General features: G+C 73.2%; 16 protein-coding genes and 1 pseudogene. 3 read left to right on the forward strand and 14 right to left on the reverse strand.

Annotation, left to right across the window (positions count from 1 at the left end):
* Position 1: 1 nt before the first annotated feature.
* From SD460_RS28830 to SD460_RS28875, 10 genes are all read right to left on the reverse strand, one after another.
* On the reverse strand, positions 2–982 hold the full coding sequence (locus tag SD460_RS28830; RefSeq protein ID WP_318306992.1) for an ABC transporter permease: 981 nt from the start codon (positions 980–982) through the stop codon (positions 2–4).
* Complete coding sequence (locus SD460_RS28835; protein WP_290055981.1) at positions 979–2,568, reverse strand: ABC transporter substrate-binding protein; 1,590 nt, start codon at positions 2,566–2,568, stop codon at positions 979–981. Before SD460_RS28835 ends, SD460_RS28830 begins: the two co-directional genes overlap by 4 nt.
* Positions 2,565–3,455 carry a serine hydrolase gene (locus tag SD460_RS28840; protein WP_290055982.1) on the reverse strand — a complete coding sequence of 297 codons (891 nt, stop codon included), beginning with the start codon at positions 3,453–3,455 and terminating at the stop codon, positions 2,565–2,567. Before SD460_RS28840 ends, SD460_RS28835 begins: the two co-directional genes overlap by 4 nt.
* Positions 3,452–4,831, reverse strand: a complete 1,380-nt coding sequence (locus tag SD460_RS28845) for a serine hydrolase domain-containing protein (RefSeq protein ID WP_290055983.1) — start codon at positions 4,829–4,831, stop codon at positions 3,452–3,454. The genes SD460_RS28840 and SD460_RS28845 overlap by 4 nt, the downstream gene beginning before the upstream one ends.
* Before the next feature lie 102 nt (positions 4,832–4,933).
* Entirely contained in the window at positions 4,934–5,113 is a 180-nt protein-coding gene (locus tag SD460_RS28850) for a hypothetical protein (RefSeq protein ID WP_318306993.1), read from the reverse strand.
* A 105-nt stretch (positions 5,114–5,218) separates the two neighbouring features.
* A complete protein-coding gene (gene menC / locus SD460_RS28855; RefSeq protein ID WP_290055985.1) occupies positions 5,219–6,325 on the reverse strand; it encodes an o-succinylbenzoate synthase in 1,107 nt (368 codons plus the stop codon).
* The gene (locus SD460_RS28860) at positions 6,322–7,206 is read right to left on the reverse strand and encodes a GNAT family N-acetyltransferase (protein ID WP_318306994.1); all 885 of its coding nucleotides are present in this window, start codon (positions 7,204–7,206) and stop codon (positions 6,322–6,324) included. Before SD460_RS28860 ends, menC begins: the two co-directional genes overlap by 4 nt.
* Positions 7,207–7,238: 32 nt before the next feature.
* A complete protein-coding gene (locus tag SD460_RS28865; protein WP_290055987.1) occupies positions 7,239–8,366 on the reverse strand; it encodes a M20 family metallopeptidase in 1,128 nt (375 codons plus the stop codon).
* Positions 8,363–9,835 carry an amidohydrolase family protein gene (locus SD460_RS28870; RefSeq protein ID WP_318306995.1) on the reverse strand — a complete coding sequence of 491 codons (1,473 nt, stop codon included), beginning with the start codon at positions 9,833–9,835 and terminating at the stop codon, positions 8,363–8,365. Before SD460_RS28870 ends, SD460_RS28865 begins: the two co-directional genes overlap by 4 nt.
* 180 nt (positions 9,836–10,015) lie before the next feature.
* The gene (locus SD460_RS28875; RefSeq protein WP_290055989.1) at positions 10,016–11,275 is read right to left on the reverse strand and encodes a YncE family protein; all 1,260 of its coding nucleotides are present in this window, start codon (positions 11,273–11,275) and stop codon (positions 10,016–10,018) included.
* A 181-nt stretch (positions 11,276–11,456) separates the two neighbouring features.
* Between SD460_RS28875 and SD460_RS28880 the strand changes: the two genes are divergently transcribed.
* Complete coding sequence (locus SD460_RS28880; protein WP_318306996.1) at positions 11,457–12,575, forward strand: helix-turn-helix domain-containing protein; 1,119 nt, start codon at positions 11,457–11,459, stop codon at positions 12,573–12,575.
* 181 nt (positions 12,576–12,756) lie between these two features.
* Here SD460_RS28880 and SD460_RS28885 read toward each other — a convergent pair whose 3' ends face one another.
* Complete coding sequence (locus tag SD460_RS28885) at positions 12,757–13,299, reverse strand: TetR/AcrR family transcriptional regulator (protein WP_290055991.1); 543 nt, start codon at positions 13,297–13,299, stop codon at positions 12,757–12,759.
* Between the two features lie 102 nt (positions 13,300–13,401).
* On the opposite strand from SD460_RS28885, the gene SD460_RS28890 reads away from it, so the two are divergent.
* Together SD460_RS28890 and SD460_RS28895 are read left to right on the forward strand one after the other, a co-directional pair.
* Entirely contained in the window at positions 13,402–14,283 is an 882-nt protein-coding gene (locus tag SD460_RS28890) for an NmrA family NAD(P)-binding protein (RefSeq protein ID WP_290055992.1), read from the forward strand.
* A gap of 25 nt (positions 14,284–14,308) precedes the next feature.
* Positions 14,309–14,758: an HIT family protein gene (locus SD460_RS28895; RefSeq protein WP_290055993.1), complete on the forward strand. Its 450-nt coding sequence runs from the start codon at positions 14,309–14,311 to the stop codon at positions 14,756–14,758.
* Here SD460_RS28895 and SD460_RS28900 read toward each other — a convergent pair.
* The 3 genes and pseudogenes from SD460_RS28900 to SD460_RS47030 form a co-directional block, all read right to left on the reverse strand.
* Positions 14,755–14,964, reverse strand: a complete 210-nt coding sequence (locus tag SD460_RS28900) for a hypervirulence associated TUDOR domain-containing protein (protein ID WP_290055994.1) — start codon at positions 14,962–14,964, stop codon at positions 14,755–14,757. The genes SD460_RS28895 and SD460_RS28900 overlap by 4 nt on opposite strands.
* Entirely contained in the window at positions 14,961–15,464 is a 504-nt protein-coding gene (locus SD460_RS47025; RefSeq protein WP_318306997.1) for a DNA glycosylase AlkZ-like family protein, read from the reverse strand. Before SD460_RS47025 ends, SD460_RS28900 begins: the two co-directional genes overlap by 4 nt.
* Before the next feature lie 31 nt (positions 15,465–15,495).
* Positions 15,496–15,975 (reverse strand): annotated as a pseudogene (locus SD460_RS47030) (DNA glycosylase AlkZ-like family protein); the annotation flags it as partial.
* Between the last annotated feature and the right edge of the window lie 5 nt (positions 15,976–15,980).

Here is a 15,980-nt window from a genome sequence, read left to right on the forward strand (position 1 = left end):
GTCAGGCCTCCCGGATCGCCGAGCGGGGGTCGAGCAGCCCGAGCACGACGTCGACCAGCACGTTGACCAGCAGCACGCCGACGCCGTAGACGAGCACGATCCCCTGCACCAGCGGGTAGTCCTTCGTCACGATCGACTGCACGATGGTCGAGCCGAGGCCCGGCCACGCGAACACGTTCTCCACCAGCACCGTGCCCGCCACCATCGAGGTCAGCATCAGCCCGCCCAGGGTGAGCGTCGCGGTGAGCGCGTTCGGCAGCGCGTGGCGGACGTAGACCAGCCGCGCGGGCAGCCGCTTCGCCCGCGCGGTGCGGACGAAGTCGGCGCCCAGCACGGAAAGCAGCTCGACGCGGACGATCCGGGCCAGCACCGCCGCCGGCCCGATCGCCAGTGCCGCCACCGGCAGCACGTACCCGCTCGCGTCGTCGGCGCCGGCGACCGGGAACCAGCCGAGACCGACGGCGAGCAGCGCCACCAGCCCGACGCCGATCAGGAACTCCGGGATGGCGGCCACGAACACGCTCACCGACGTGAAGCCCAGTTCCGCGCCCCGGCGGCGGCCGCCGCGGGTCAGCACCGCGAAGGCGACGCCCAGCGGGACCGCGACGGCCACCACGACCGCGAAGGCGAGCACGGCCAGCTGCACCGTCGAGGGCAGCCGGTCGCCGATCACCTGCGCCACCGGCTGGCCGCTCACCATCGACGTCCCGAAGTCCCCGGTGAGCAGGCCGCGCAGGTAGTGCCCGTACTGCACCCACAGCGGGTCGTCCAGGCCGAGTGCGGCCCGCCGGGCGGCGACCAGCTCGGCGGGCGCGGTCATGCCGAGCGCGGCCCGCACCGGGTCACCCGGGACCAGGTGGATCATCAGGAACGCCGCGGTGAGCAGCGCCCACAGCGAGACGGCGAACCGGGCCAGCCGCCGCGCGGCGAACGCCGGCCACGGGCCGCCGCGCAGGCGGGGTGGTGCCGCCGCCGTCGTCACTTCGCCAGCATCCGGATCGAGGACGGCGTCAGGCTGCCCTGGCTGAGGGTGAACTTCGCGCCGCTGGCGTAGGTCGGCACGACCGAGTCGAAGTACGGCACCGCGTCGACCCGCTTGATCAGCGCGGTCTCCGCCGCGTTCCAGTCCGCGCAGCTGGCGTCACCGGGCTTGGTGGCCGCCTGCTGCGCCGCCTGGTCGTAACCGGGGTTGGCGATGTGGGCGAAGTTCGTGCCGTCGGGCGCGGCCGGGCCGGAGACGAACGGCACCAGCTGGCTCGGCAGCGAGAACCCGACCGGGCCGAGGGAGACCTCCCACTCGCCGGTGCCGAACAGGACCTGGCTGAGGCCGGGGCTGTCGACGCCCTTGAGCGCCACGTCGGCGCCGAGGGCCTTCCACTGCTGCTGGACCAGCTCCGCGGTCGGCGCCATGGTCGGGCCGAGCTGGGTGCCGTAGAGGACCGTGAGCGAAAGCTTCTTGCCGTCCTTGGCCCGCACGCCGTCCGCGCCCTTCGTCCAGCCCGCGGCGTCCAGCGCGGACGCCGCCGCGGCCGGGTCGTGGGACGGCAGGTTCCCGGTGACGGTGTCGCCGGGGCACACCTCCGGCTCGTTCGTGATCATGCCCTGCGACGGCTTGCCGGCGCCGCTGGTCAGCACCTTGCCGAGCTGGGGCAGGTCGAGCGCCTGGGTCAGCGCCCGGCGGACGGCTTCGTCCTGGCCGGGCCGCCCGGCCGCCTGGTTGTAGAACACCTCGCCCATCGGGGCGGTGAAGTCGGTGTGGAACAGCTTGCGGCCCTCCAGCCGCTGCCGGTCCGGCCCGTTGATCTGGCCCGCGTTCAGCTCGCCGGACAGCAGCAGGTTGGTCGCGGTCGTGGTGTTCGGGATGACCCGCACGACGACCTGGTCCGGCAGGCCCGGCTCCGCCTTCCAGTCGCCGGGGCCCCACGCGTAGTCCTTGCGGCGGGTGAACGTGTAGTGGTCGTTGGGCACGGCCTCGGCGACGGTGAACATCCCGGTGCCGGCCTCGCCCTTGGCGAGCAGCTTCCGGTCGCTGAGCCCCTTGGCGCAGGCGATCGGCACGCCGCCGACGTTGCGGGCCAGGAACGCGTCCGGCTTGCCGCTGGTGACGTTGATCGTGCCCGCCGCGTCCGCGGTCGCCTTGGTGCCCGGCGCGATGTACAAGCCGGCGATGGGCGACTTATTCGCCGGGTCGCCGATGAAGTTGATGTTGGCCGCGACGTCGGCGGCGGTCAGCGGGCTGCCGTCCGCGCACGTGAGGCCCTGGCGCAGCGTGAAAGACGCGGTCGTCGTCGACGCCTCCCACTTCGCGGCCAGCCCGGCGACCGGCTTGCCGGCGTCGTCGAGGTTCAGCAGCGAGTCGTAGAGGAACCGGTCGACCTGGATGGCCACCGACAGCACGGTCATGTGCGGGTCGAGGCTGCCGGGGTCGGAGCCGATGGCGAGGCTGAACGTCTTGCCGTCCAAGGGTTTCCCGTCGCCGGCCGCGGCACCGCCGCCCGATCCCCCGCAGGCGGTCGCGGTGAGCGCGAGCACCCCGAGCACGACCCCCGCCGTCCGAATTCTGGTCATGGCGTTTCCTTCCGGAGGTGGTCCACGGCGAGGCGGGCGGCCTTGCCGATGGCGGCGTCGACGGCGGGCTGCCGTTCGGCCAGGGAGTCCGCGCGGGTGAAGACCGCGACGGCGAAGCGGCGGCCGTCCGGGAAGGACACGACACCGGCTTCGTTGCGGACCGCCGGCAGGGTGCCGGTCTTGGCCGCGATGGTGACGTCGGAGCCGAACCCCGAGGAGAGGCGGTGCGGCCAGATCTGCCGCGCCATGATCGCGCGCACCCGTTCGCACGCGGCGGGTTCGGCGGCGCGGTCGGTCCAGATCGCTTCGAGCAGCGTGGTGGTTTCCCGGGGTGTGGACGCCGACGTCCGCTCCGGGTCGAGCACCGCGAGCTTCCAGGTCTGTTCGGGGGTCGCCCCGGCGAACACGGCGTCGAGGTCGGCGTCCTCCCCGGCACCCAGGTCGGCGAGCACCGAAGCGAACAGGTCCTCGCAGCAGCCGATCAGCCGGGTGCGGCTCAGGCCGAGATCGGTGAGCACGCGGTCGACGGCGGCCTGGCCGACGCGGTGGTAGATGACGTCGGTGGCCGCGTTGTCGCTCATGGTCAGCATGAACAGCGCGAGGTCGCGCCAGCTCATTTCGACGTCGTCGGCGCACCCCGCGGTGCCGATCCCGCCGATGCGGTAGCGCTTCCCGACGCGGGTCCGCGCGGTTTCGTCGAGCCGCCCGGCCGCGACTTCCCGCGCGTAGGCGACGGCGACCGGGATCTTGAACACCGACGCCAGCACCACCGGGTCGTCCGCGCCGACGGCCACCTCGGCGGTGCCGCCGAGCTCCCGCGCGTGCAGGAAACCCCGCGCGCCCGCCGCCAGGAACGCGTCCGCGATCCGCCGCTCGACTCCGCTCACGCGCTCACCCGCCGGTCGGCGCGGCCGGTGTGCAGGTACAGCGCGCGCCCGGTGCCGTCGTCGCCGACGAACGCGTGCGGCAGGTACATGCCCTGCATCGGCTCGCGCAGGATCAGCGTGTCGCCGTTCATCGCGACCAGCTCGGTCTTCTCCGGCTTGGCCAGCTCCGCGAAGATGCCCTTCGGGACGCGCTCCACCCAGACACGGCCGTCGTCGTCCTGGCTGACCGTGATGTCCGCGACGGACGACGAGTACTCGCCGACGTACCGGGTGGCGTCGATCCGCGGGGCGTCGGCGGCCGGCACCGGCGGTACGGCGAGCTCGATGCCGGTCAGCTCCTTCAGCAGGTGGCCGACGACTTCGGTGTAGAGGGCGATCGGGTTGCCGCCGTTGGTCAGCAGCGCCACGGCGACGTCGTGCCCGGGCGCGAGGCGCAGGAAGGCCGACTGGCCGATCGTGCCGCCGTCGTGGCCGACGACCGCGCCGCCCTCGGACAGCGACCAGCCGAGGCCCCACGCCTCGCCCATCAGCCCGAGGTCGGGCAGCTCCACCACGCGCTCCCGCATGGCGCGAGCGCTTTCCGCGCTGAGCACGCGGGTACCGTCCGGGGCTTCGCCGTCGCGCAGGTGCATGCCGGCGAACGTCACCAGGTCGCGCGGGCGCATGGCGAGCATCGCGCCGGCCGGGGCGTTGGACGGCGCCAGCGCCCAGATCCCGGCGGGCTCCGGGTCGGCGCCCGGCTCCGGCGTGACGTGCCCGAGCGCGGCCCGGAACCGGATGGCCTCGTACGGGCTCGCGGCGGCGTGCGTCAGTCCCAAGGGGACGAACAGCTGCTCGGCCAGGCAGTCGTTGTAGGACTTGCCCCGCAGCACTTCCACGATCCGGCCGAGCACGCAGAAGGCGGCGTTGTTGTAGGAGAACATCTCGCCGGGTGCGAAGAGCTGGGGCACGTCGCCGAGGGTGGCGACGTACTTCTCGACGCAGTCGTCGCCGCGGCCGGTGTCGGTGAAGATGTCGCCCTCGAAGCCGGAAGTGTGGCACATCAGCTGCCGGACGGTGATTTTGGCGGCTGAAACATGGTCGGCGATCTTGAACTCCGGCAGGTACTTCCGGACCGGCTGGTCGAGGTCGAGGCGGCCTTCGTCGACCAGCTGCAGGGCCAGGGTGGTCGTCCAGATCTTCGTGATGGACCCGATCTGGAACAGCGAATCGACGTCGGCCTCGACGCCGGTGCCCTTGTTGAGCACCCCCGCGGCGTGGTCGATGATCTCGCCGCCGGCGTACACGGCGACGGCCGCGCCCGGCACCTGGTGCTCGGCCAGCAGCGCGGGCAGACGGCTGTCCAGCCAGGCGGAGAGTTCGGTGAGCTTCGACATGGTTGCCTCTCGTGGCGAGGGTGGGGAACCGGCGATGCGGGGATGCTAGGACGGGTGCCGGGGCGGCCGGTTCGTCGGAACCGACGAGACCCGGCGAAACTTTCATCGCGGCGGACGAACCGCCCGCAGCCGCCGGCCCACACCGGCCCGCAGCCCCGCGTACCGCACCGCGACCAGGACCTTGAGCCGCGACGCGGTGACGGCGGCACCGGCCGCGTACGTGCGGGCCCGCACGCCGGCCCCCGCCGCCCAGCGGGCGAGCACCTGTTCGGCTGACTCCATCGGACCCTCCGTCCCTTGTGGACTATCCGGCGACCGGCGCGCACTTTCACGTGAAAGTGCCCACCAGGGGGCCGCACTTTCACGTGAAAGTGCGGCCCGGTGCGGTTACGGGGTGAGCCACGCCTTCGCCGTCGTCACCTCGGCGAGCCGCTCCGGGATGGGCGTGACGCCGAGGCCGGGACCGGACGGCACCGGCAGCCGGCCGCCCGCTTCCAGGACGAACGGCTCGGTGATGTCGGTGCGGTAGAACCGGTCCGACGCCGAGGTGTCGCCCGGCAGCGTGAACCCGGGCAGCGACGCCAGCGCGACGTTCGCGGCCCGGCCGAGCCCGGTTTCGATCATCCCGCCGCACCAGACCGGGACGCCGTGCGCGGCGCAGACGTCGTGCACCCGCCGCGCTTCGAGGTAGCCGCCGACCCGGCTCGGCTTGATGTTGACGATCCGGCAGGCGCCGAGCGCGATCGCGTCGGCGGCCGACCGCGCGGAGACGACGGACTCGTCCAGGCAGATCGGCGTCCGGATGTGCTTCGCCAGTTCGGCGTGGCCGCGGACGTCCTCCTCTTCCAGCGGCTGCTCGATCAGCAGCAGCTCGAACGGGTCGAGCCGTTGCAGCTGCGGCACGTCCGACAGCGTGTACGCGGTGTTCGCGTCGACCTGGAGCAGGATGTCCCCGAAGCGTTCGCGGACCGCGCGGACCGGCTCGACGTCCCAGCCGGGCTCGATCTTGAGCTTGATCCGGACGTACCCGTCGTCGAGGTAGCCGGCGACGACGTCCAGCAGCTTCGGGATCGTGTCCATGATGCCGACGGACACCCCGCACGGCACGGAGTCCCGGGTGGACCCGAGGGCGGTGCCGAAGGACAGGCCGTGGGCGCGCAGTTCGGCGTCGAGGACCGCCATTTCCAGCGCGGCCTTGGCCATCCGGTGGCCCTTGAACTTCGCCAGCAGTGGCGCGACCTCGTTCGCCGTCAGGTTCTCGGCGGCGAGCAGGGCGGGCACGAGGAAGGTGCGCAGCACGTGCTCGACGCCGTCGACGTACTCCGAGGAGTAGAGCGGGTCGACCATCGCGCCGCACTCGCCCCAGCCCTCGCCGTCGGCCGTCACCGCGCGCAGGAGCAGGAGTTCGCGCTCGGCCTGCGTGCCGAACGACGTCCGGAACGGTGCCACCAGCGGCATCCGGACGCGCAGCAGTTCCACCCCGGTGAGTTTCACGACGTGTGCTCCTTCTCGACCACGTACCAGCCGGTCCGATCGAATCCGGTGACCGACGCCCCGCCGGCCATCAAGCCGCCCAGGACGTCCCGCAGCGCGACCCGCCACGCCCGGCCCAGCTCCGGGTCGCTGCGCCGGAGCGCCTCGATGTCCGGCGGCACGGCGACGAGCAGGACGTTCGCATCCGCGGGGCCGGTCGTCGGCGCCCCGGCGGCGTCCGCGGCCAGTGCCACCGCGGCACCCCGCTTCCGCAGCGCGGTGGCGTCCACCCGGTCCGGGACCCCGCCCGCGGCCGCCCGCACCGGCGCGCTCGTCAGGTTCCAGACGGCCAGCAGCCGGTCGGTGTCGCCGGCGCCGTTGATGCCGTCGTGCATCGGGCCGTAGAAGTCGGGCAGGTAGTGCGCCGGGCGGGCGGCGAGCTTGGTCAGGTTGAAGTGGGCGTTGCGGCGCACCAGCGGGTCGAACGTCCAGGAGATCTCGCCGACGTCCTGGCGCAGCGCCCACGCGCGCTGGTGCAGCTTGAGCGCGAAGCCGATGCCGCGGCCGTGCCCGCTCGTGGCGACACCGGCGATGTGGCTGTGCAGTCCTCCCTTCGCCGGTCCGCCGAAGAACCCGAAGCAGGCGCCGAGCAGTTCGGTCCCGTCGAAGGCGCCGGCCACGTAGTTGCCCGCCGAGACCATGGCGCGCAGCAGTTCGGCGGTCACCGGCGGGTTTCCCGGTTCGGGGCGCCAGATCGACTCGAAGAGCCGGGTCACGGCGGCCAGGTCGGCGACCTCGGCCAGGGTCCGGACGGCGACCCCCGAGGCCGTGGCGGCGGTGGCCGCGGCGGCGGCCGCCTCGTCCCGCAGCGGCGGGGCTGTGTTCGTCACGACTTCAGTCACGCTGACGATCCTCTCCGGACCCGGCCCGCCGGTCACCGTGGCGCCGCACCGGATTCACCCCGCGCGTTCGTCGGCGCGGACGAACTTCCCCGCGCCAGCACGGTTTCGGCGAGCTTGCGGACCAGCGCGGTGCGGCGGGGCAGCTCCGCGACGAGGACGTGTTCGTCGTCGGCGTGCGCACCGCCGCCGACCGCGCCGAGGCCGTCGAGCGTCGGAATGCCCAGCCCGGCGGTGAAATTGCCGTCCGACGCCCCGCCGACGGCCGCTTCGGCGAGCGGCCCGAACCCGAGATCGGCGGCGAGTTCGTCCGCCAGCGCGAACAGCTCCGCCGACGCCTTCGCGTCCAGCGGCGCCCGGTTGATGCCGCCGCCGATCCGGATCCCCGAGCCGTCGACGACCGGGGACAGGCTCCGGATGGCGCGGTCCACGCGGTCCTGTTCCCCGGCGTCCCACACGCGGGCGTCGACCGCGACGCTCGCCGCGGCGGGCACGGTGTTGGTCGTCGTCCCGGCGCTGAGCGCGGTCGGGACGACGGTCGTGCCCTTCTCCGCGTCCGCGAGCGCGGCCACCGCGAGGATCTGGTGCGCGACCTCGATCCCGGCGTTGACGCCCTTCTCCGGCTCGAGCCCGGCGTGCGCGGCGCGGCCCTCGACTTCGACCCAGTACCGGGAAACGCCTTTGCGGCGGGTCTTCAGCGCCCCGCCGTCGGCCGAGGCTTCGAGCACGAACACCGCGTCGCAGGTCATGGCCTCGGCCTCGATCAGCGGCCGGGACCGCGGCGAACCGATCTCCTCGTCGCCGGTGACGAGGATCGAGAGCCCGTCGCGGTCGGGCAGCGCCGCGGCGGCGTGCAGGGCCATCACGACGCCGGCCTTCATATCGAAGCAGCCGGGCCCGCGCAGGACGCCGTCGCGGACCTCGAACGGGTGAGTCTCCAAGGACCCCAGCGGCCACACGGTGTCGTGGTGCCCGAGCAGCAGGACCCGCGGTTCGCCGAAGCGCCACCGCAGGTGGGTGCAGCCGTCGGTGACGATCCGTTCGGGCTCGACCCCGAGCAGCCTGCGCCCGACCGCGGCGACGGCTTCGGCGCTGCGCGCGACGGCTTCGTGGTCCTCCGACGGGGATTCGCAGCGGACCAGCGCCTCGATGTCCTCGATCACTTCGGCTCACCCCGCAGCGGCTTCCCGGGAAGCGCTTCCGGGTCGAGCTCCCCTTCGCCGACCACGCGGACTCCGGCGACGAAGAGGTGCCGGACGCCGGTCGAGGGCCGGGTGGGGTCGGTGTAGGTCGCGGCGTCGGTGATCCGCTCCGGGTCGAGGACGACGAGATCGGCGTCGGCGCCCTTCGCGAGGTGGCCTTTGCCGCGGGCGGCGGGCGCGACGTCGTCGAGGAGCCGCGAAGGCAGGTAGGAGCAGCGGCGGAAGGCTTCGAGCCAGCTCCAGGCGCCGGTTTCGCGGACCATCAGCCGCAGGGTCTTCGCGAAGGTGCCGGCGGTGCGCGGGTGCGTCGTGCCACCCGGCGGCAGCGGCCATTCGGTGCTCTCGGCGCGGCCGTCCTTCCAGTACACCGGCATGGCGTCGCTGGCGACGATCGCGTCGGGGAAGGCGAGGGCCTGGTGCAGCAGGGCGCGGTCGCGCGGATCGGTTTCGTCGAGGAACTCCAGCAGGCAGGGCGCGCCCGGGTCCTGTGCGCGGATCTGCCGGAGGCGGGCTTCGTCGCGGACGCGCTCGCCCGTCTCGAGGATCACGACGCTGGAGGGGCGGAGTCCTTTGAGGCGCAAGCGGTCCGGCTCGATGAACGCGGCGCCGACGGCGGTGCTGCCTGCCCCGTACGGGTAGGCCTCGACGGTGACGCGGGAGCCTTCGCGGCGGGCGTTCTCCAGGGTGGCGAGGACGCGGTCGACGTGGTGGCCGGAGGTGCTGTTGACGTGGCAGTGGTGCATGGCGGCCCCGGTTTCCCCGGCCGCCACGGCGATTTCGACCGAGCCGTCGACCGGGATCGCCGGGTCGACCTCGACCAGCTCGCGGACGTGGGTGTAGGTCGGCACCCCGGCCTTGGCGGCGAGGCGCGCGACGGCGAGGAACTCACCGGGGTCGGTGGCGGGCGCGTACCCCATGAGGACACCGATGCCCAGCGCGCCCTTCGCGATCTCGGCGTCCAAAAGGGACAGCCAGGCGGCCAGTTCCTCTTTGGAAGAACTCCGCTGCCACCGAGGGTTCCCGAGCACGGCCAGCCCGCCGCCGATGTCCGCGTCGGGTTCGATGCCGGCGAGCACCTGCGCGCGGGCCGCGCCCCAGGAGGCGGAGAAGCCGTAGTGCAGCGGCCGCCCGGCCGCGGCGGCCTCGGCGTAGGCTCGCTCGACGGGCATCAGCCCGGCTTCGAGGTCGAGCGCGGTGGTCACGCCGTCCATGGCCTGCAGTCGCTGCCCGGCGATCGAGTGCACGTGGCTGTGCAGGTCGACGAACCCGGGCCCGACGACGAGCCCGGTCACGTCGACCTCGGTGGCGTCCGGCGCGTCGAGCCGCGCGCCGACGGCTTCGACCTTGCTGCCGTCGATGAGCACGTCGGCGACGCCGTCGAACCCGCTGCCCGGGTCGACGACCCGGCCGCCCCGCAAGAGTGTCCGCACCCGCTGCCTCCTCGTCGTCGCCGATCGAGGTGACGTTAGGAGGATTCCGGGCGCGGCCGTTGGTGCGGGACGACGAAGCCGGGCGGCGTGCTCCGTCCGCGCGGACGAACCAGTCAGGCACTCCGGGCGGGTCGTGAGTGGCAAGTCGGGTTCTAACCCGACTTGCCACTCACGACGGGGTCAGGCGGTCGGGCCGGTCCAGCCTTCGGGCACGTGCCCGATCCGGACCCGCTGCGGGTGGTCGCCCACCGGGACCGAGACGCGCTTGCGCCCGGTGGCGAAGTCGATCGCGGTGACCTGGTCGGCGCCGGCCTCGGAGATCACGCAGGCGGTGCCGTCGCCGCTGACCGTGGCCCAGTACGGCTTCACCGCCGGGACCAGCGTGCCCGGCTGCAGGGTCGCGCGGTCGACGACCGTGGCGTAGTCGTCCATGGTGCCCGCGACGCAGAGCTTGTCCCCCGCCGGGCTCATCGACAGGCCGTGGTGGCGCGAGTCGTTGACGAAGGTCTTGCGGTCGTCGCTGGTGGCCGGGTTCTTCGGCAGTTCCTTGAGCCGGGTGATCTTGTCGGTCGCGACGTCGTACTCCAGGAAGCCGTTGAAGAACGAGACCTGGAAGTACAGTTTCGACTCGTCCTGGGTGAACGCCACCGGCCGCACCGCGTCGGACAGGTCCCGCCGCCCGAAGGCGTCGAGGCGCTGCCGCATGTCGATCACCTTGACCTGGCCGAAGGTCGCGGCGTCGACGACGGTGATCCGCCGGTCCCCCTTGGTGAAGTCCCACGCCGGGTCGTCGAGGTCGGTGTTGACCTCGCCGATCGACATGTTCCAGAGGTACCGGCCGCCGCCGGTGAACACGTTCTCGTGCGGCTTGTCGCCGGTGGTGAAGGAGCCGACCTGCTGCCCGGTGCCGATGTCCAGCACGTGCACCGTGTTGGACGTCGAGGCGGACACCGCGACGCGGCGGCCGTCCGGCGAGACGGCCATGTGGTCGGAGCGGAAGCCCGACACCGGGAAGCGCCAGTTGATCCGGCCGGTGGTGAGGTTGATCGACACGACGTCGGCGAAGCTGGGCCGCGACGCCACCACCGATCCGCCGTCCGGGGTGGTGTACATGTCGTCGACGAACTGGTCGTGGCCTTCGCCGGGGCCGTTGCGGATGCCGAGGAAGAACGCGAGCTTGATCGGGTTGAGGTAGATCTCCCGCAGCCGGTCGTCCTTGTCCGGGATGATGTTCACGCGCCCGATGCGGGCGAAGGAGTCCCGCGACTGGATGACGTCCGCCGTTCCTTCCCAGTTGTTGCCGACGAACATCACCTCCCGCAGGGCCGCCGGGGCGCCGGTCGCCGGCACCGCGGCGCCGGCGGCGAGCAGGGCGGCCGCGGAAAGCGCGTACGCCGCGCGCGAGAGGTACGACCGCCGTCGGATCGGGGAAGTGCGCACTGGGAACACCTTTCGACGCTGAAGAGGTGCGGCGGGGACTTCGATGGCTTTCGCGAGGTAGAGAGGTTACTGTCCGGTATCGCCACGATAACCGGCCCCCGGAGCCGCTCCGGTAGGGCCGCTCGGCCAACATCGGGCGTGCGGCGTTGTGGCCGAGGCACAAGGGGTTCCGGGAGGTGCCGTGCCGGCGTTGCCGCTGCTCCGGCAGGTGCTCGACGCGATGGCCGCGGACGAGACCGTGCTGGACGAGCTGGTGCGAGCCGCCCGCACCGAGTCACCGGGCGTCGCGCGGCTGCCGGAGGCCGAGAACCGCCGCCACGTCCGGTTCCTGCTGTCCGCGGCACTGCGCGCGACGACGAACCCGGGCACCGCCGACTACACGACGGCGGAGAAGCTCGGCGCCGACCGCGCCGAGCAGGGCGTCCCGCTCACCGACCTGCTGCGCGGGGTCCAAGCGGGCCGCACGCTCGCGGCCCGCGTCGCGGTCGAACGCTGCCGGGCGGCGGGCCTGCCCGACGACGTCATCCTCGAGACGGTCCTGGCCGCCGAGCGCTACACGGGCGCGCTGGAACGCCACATCGTCAAGGGCTACCACGCGGCCGAGCTCCAGCGCTCGCGCACCGTGCGCGACGCGCGGACCCAGCTGCTGCGCACGCTGCTGCTCGCGGGGAACCCGCCGTCGCCGGAAGAGCTCCGGCGAGCGGGACTGCGTCCCGAAGGCCGGTACCACTGCGTGGTGTCCGACGTCAGCGATCCGGCGCTGGCCCGCACGCTGGAGCAGGCACTGCTGGAGTCCGGCGGGATCTACGGCCTGGTGGAGGGCAGGCTCACCGGCTTGGCGCCCCGCACGCCGCCGGTCGAACCGGCGGCCGGAGCGGTGCTGGTCGTCGCGCCCGCGGTTTCGCTGTCCGAGCTGCGGGAAGTCCACGACCTGTGCACGGCGGCGGCGCGCGTGGCCGGCCCCGGCCGCCACGACCTCACGGCGTTGGCGGGCGGTCTGGCGCTGGCCGCGCAGCCGTTGCTCGCGGAGTTGCTGACGACGTCGCTGCTCGGGTCACTGGACCCGGCGAACCCGTTCCACCACGAGCTGGCGGCGACGGCACTGGCGTACCTCGACCACGGCCAGCGCCTCCGAACGACGGCGGAAGCCCTGCACCTGCACCCGAACACGGTCCGCTACCGGCTGGACCGGCTGGCGGAGCTGACCCCGCTGACCTTGACGGAGAACAGCGGCGGGCGGGTGTTGGACTCGGTGCGGTCTTGGTGGGCGCTGCACCACTGGCTGGGCGATCCGGGCTGACCGCTTCGCGCCGTTGGGGCTGCGCGCGCCGCTCCGCTGGTGCCGTGAATGACTCATTCACGTCGTCGGACGACATGAATGAGTCATTCACTACGTCCGGACCCGGGAGGCGGCGGTGGGCGAGCACACCTTCGCCGGCCCCTCAGCGCACCACCTGCCGTGAAGGGGTCCTTCACGGCATTCAGCGACCCGGGCTGATCCCCCGCACCGCCAGCCCCAGCAACCGCTGTGCCTCGCCCGCCGGGTCGGGGTCGTTCTCCGTGGCCAGCACGATTCCGGTCACCAGCGCGATCAGGTCCGCCGTCGTCACCTCCGCGCCGACCACCCCCGCCTCCGCCGCGCGGCGCACCAGTGGATCGCCGGCCGCCGTCATCGTCGCCGAGCAGGCGTGCGCCGCCGAGGAGTCGCGGACCAGGGCCGTGGCCAGGCCGCGGGCGGTCGCCGCGTACGTCGTCAGCGCCGTGAGCCAGTCGAGCAGCGCGGCCCGGGGGTCCGGGGATCCGGCCAGCTCGCCCGCACGGGCCGTCAGCGCGTCGATCTGGCCGCGGAAGACCGCGTCCAGCAGCGCGCGGCGGGTCGGGAAGTGGCGGCGGACCGTCGCCGAGCCCACTCCCGCGGTGCGGGCGATCTGCTCCAGGGACGCGTCCGCGCCGTGCGCGGCGACCTCGGCCTCGGCGACTTCGAGGATGCGCGCGTAGTTGCGGCGGGCGTCGGACCGCGGCACGGACCACCTCCTGGACGTAAGTGGCGGGGGCCGCCACTTGATGGCTAGTGTAGCGAGCACGAAGTGGTGGGCCCCGCCACTTAAGGTTCGGAGGAGTTCCCCGTGTCCCCAGTCCTCGTCACCGGCGCCACCGGCAAGCAAGGCGGCGCCACCGCCCGCGCCCTCCTGAAGGCGGGCATCCCCGTGCGGGCGCTCGTGCGCGACCCCGCCCGCGCCCAGGCCGTCCGCGAACTCGGCGCCGAACTCGTCGTCGGCGACCTCTACGACCCCGAATCGCTCCGGCCCGCCGTGCGGGGCGTCCGAGGCGTGTTCTCCGTGCAGATGCCAGACCTGAGCGACCTCGACGGCGACTCCGAGTGGGTCCAGGGCCGCAACCTGATCGACGCCGCGCGCGAGGCGGGCGTGCCGCAGTTCGTGCACACGTCGGTTTCCGGCGCCGGGCAGCACCGGTCCGTGCCGGGCTGGAACGAAGGCCGCTGGACGTCGATGGAGCACTACCTCGAGACGAAGACCGCGCTGCAGGACCGCGTCCGCGACGCCGGGTTCGCGCACTGGACGCTGCTCAAGCCGGGGTTCTTCATGGAGAACTTCCTGCCGCCGTCGTTCCTGCTGCCCCACGGGCGGCTCGTCACGACCATCAAGCCGGCCACCGAACTCGCGCTCGTCGCGGTGGCCGACATCGGTGCCGCGGCGGCCGCGGCGTTCGCCGACCCGGCGCGCTTCCACCGCGTCGAACTGGAACTGGCGAGCGAGCGCATGACCATGACCGAGGTGGCCGCGATCCTGTCGCGCGCGCTGGGTACCGAACTGACCGCGCCGGACCTGACCGCGGCCGAAGCCGTGGCCGCCGGGGCGCCCGCGTTCGCCGTGCGGCACGAGTGGCAGAACGAGGTCGGCCACCCCGCCCGGCCCGAGTTCGCCCGCGCCCTCGGCGTTCCGCTGACGTCGTTCGCCGAGTGGGCGGCGAAGCACCTGACAGCCTGATGATCACCCGGATAGGGTCACCCCCATGGCTGAACTCAAGCGCATGCCGGCGACCACCGACGGCGGCGAATGCATCTTCTGCGCCATCGCCACCGGCCGCGCGCCGGCGGCGTTCGTGCACGAGGACGACGACTTCGCCGCGATCGTCGACCTGCGCCCGGTCACCACCGGCCACCTGCTCGTCCTCCCCCGCGCGCACCACGCGGATCTGGCTTCGCTGCCGTCCGAGACCGGGAGCCGGATGTTCGCCGTCGCGCAGACGCTGGCCGCGGCCCTGCGCCGGACCGACCTCCCGTGCGAGGGCATCAACCTCTTCCTCGCCGACGGTTCGGCCGCGGGCCAGGAGATCCCCCACGTCCACCTGCACGTGATCCCCCGCCACGCCGGCGACGGCTTCGTCATGAACGCCGACTGGCGGGTGCGCAGCCGCGAGGAGCTGACCGAGGTCGCGGCCAAGGTCAAGGCGGCGCTCTAGGCCCGGTGCAGCTTGTCCGGGTGGTGCACGGCGGTCTTCCCGGACTTCTCGCTCCGCACGAGGTACTGCGGCTCGTCCGGCGACGCCTTCACCTCGCGCTTGCCCGCATGGGTGTTCCCGGTGATCTTCTCCTCGACCGTCCCGACCGAACTCTGGTTGCCCGCGTCCCAGCGGACGCGGTCACCCTTCTTGAAGTCCTTGCTCATCGGACACCTCCTGACCAGCGGGTACCCGGACGACGCCGCCGTACTCCTCCGGCACCGGCGCCGAGGAACTCCAGCAGCCGCTCGCCCTCTTCCATGACCTCCGTGCGCTCGCGCGGGGTGAGCCGGTCGTGCTCGGTGACGTGCAGGGCGCCGTCGTGCACGCGCCAGTCCGCCCGGTAGAAGCCGTCCACCAGCAGCGTTCCCCGCGACGCGCCGTTGCCCGGCGGGAGCGGCACCCGCCGGCCCGGCGGCAGCACCCGGGACCGGTCGGCGTGGGAGAGCAGGACGTTGTCGTACTCCGGTAGGAACCGCACCGGCGCCGGGACGTCCTCGTCCGGCAGCAGACCGTCCTCGACGTCGTACAGCAGCTCGCCGGACTCCGCGCGGAACGTCCGCAGCGCCATCCGCGCCACGACCTCCCGCAGCTTCGTCAGTCCCGACCACGCCTGCACATCCGCGACCGAAGCCGGGCCGAACGCACGCAGGTACCGCCGCACCACGTCTTCGATCGACGGCCGGGCCGCCCAGCGGGCGGCCGAGCCAGCCGTCCAACGTCGTGAGCGTCGCGGGGCCGGTCGCGCCCCACACCCCGCGGGGCGTCACCTGCGCCGTCGGCACGAGGTAGCTCACCGCATACGAGAGCGCTTCGGCGTCCTGCTCCGGCCGCCGCGCGGCCAGCGCGTCCTGCAGCTGCCGCCGGGTTCGCGGCTGTTCGTCCAGCAGCCGGCGGCCGAACCGCGCCACCGCGCCGAGGTCGGCGTCGCCGATCCGGCGCCCGAAGTGCCCGGTGTACCCGCCCGCCACGACCGGCTGGACCAGCGGCCGCAGCGTGCGGGCGTCCTCGGCGAGGACCAGGTGGACCGTTCCCCGCATCAGCAGCCCGCGCACCGCTTCCCGCCGGGTGAGGAGCGACGCCAGCTCGCCGGGCCGGAACCCGGCGAGCCGCGTCCACAACCCGACGTACGGCGCCAGCGGTGCCTGCGCCTGCATCCCGGTCAGGTGCCCGAGCATCGCGG

It is taken from the genome of Amycolatopsis solani (genome assembly GCF_033441515.1).
GTDB lineage: Bacteria > Actinomycetota > Actinomycetes > Mycobacteriales > Pseudonocardiaceae > Amycolatopsis > Amycolatopsis solani.

What these genes read in the sequence shown, in the direction of transcription:
- SD460_RS28845 (WP_290055983.1), bottom strand. Translation starts at nt 4,831, where the DNA reads ATGTCGAAGCTCACCGAACTCTCCGCCTGGCTGGACAGCCGTCTGCCC.
- SD460_RS28900 (WP_290055994.1), bottom strand. Translation starts at nt 14,964, where the DNA reads ATGAGCAAGGACTTCAAGAAGGGTGACCGCGTCCGCTGGGACGCGGGC.
- SD460_RS28850 (WP_318306993.1), bottom strand. Translation starts at nt 5,113, where the DNA reads ATGGAGTCAGCCGAACAGGTGCTCGCCCGCTGGGCGGCGGGGGCCGGC.
- SD460_RS28895 (WP_290055993.1), top strand. Translation starts at nt 14,309, where the DNA reads ATGGCTGAACTCAAGCGCATGCCGGCGACCACCGACGGCGGCGAATGC.
- SD460_RS28835 (WP_290055981.1), bottom strand. Translation starts at nt 2,568, where the DNA reads ATGACCAGAATTCGGACGGCGGGGGTCGTGCTCGGGGTGCTCGCGCTC.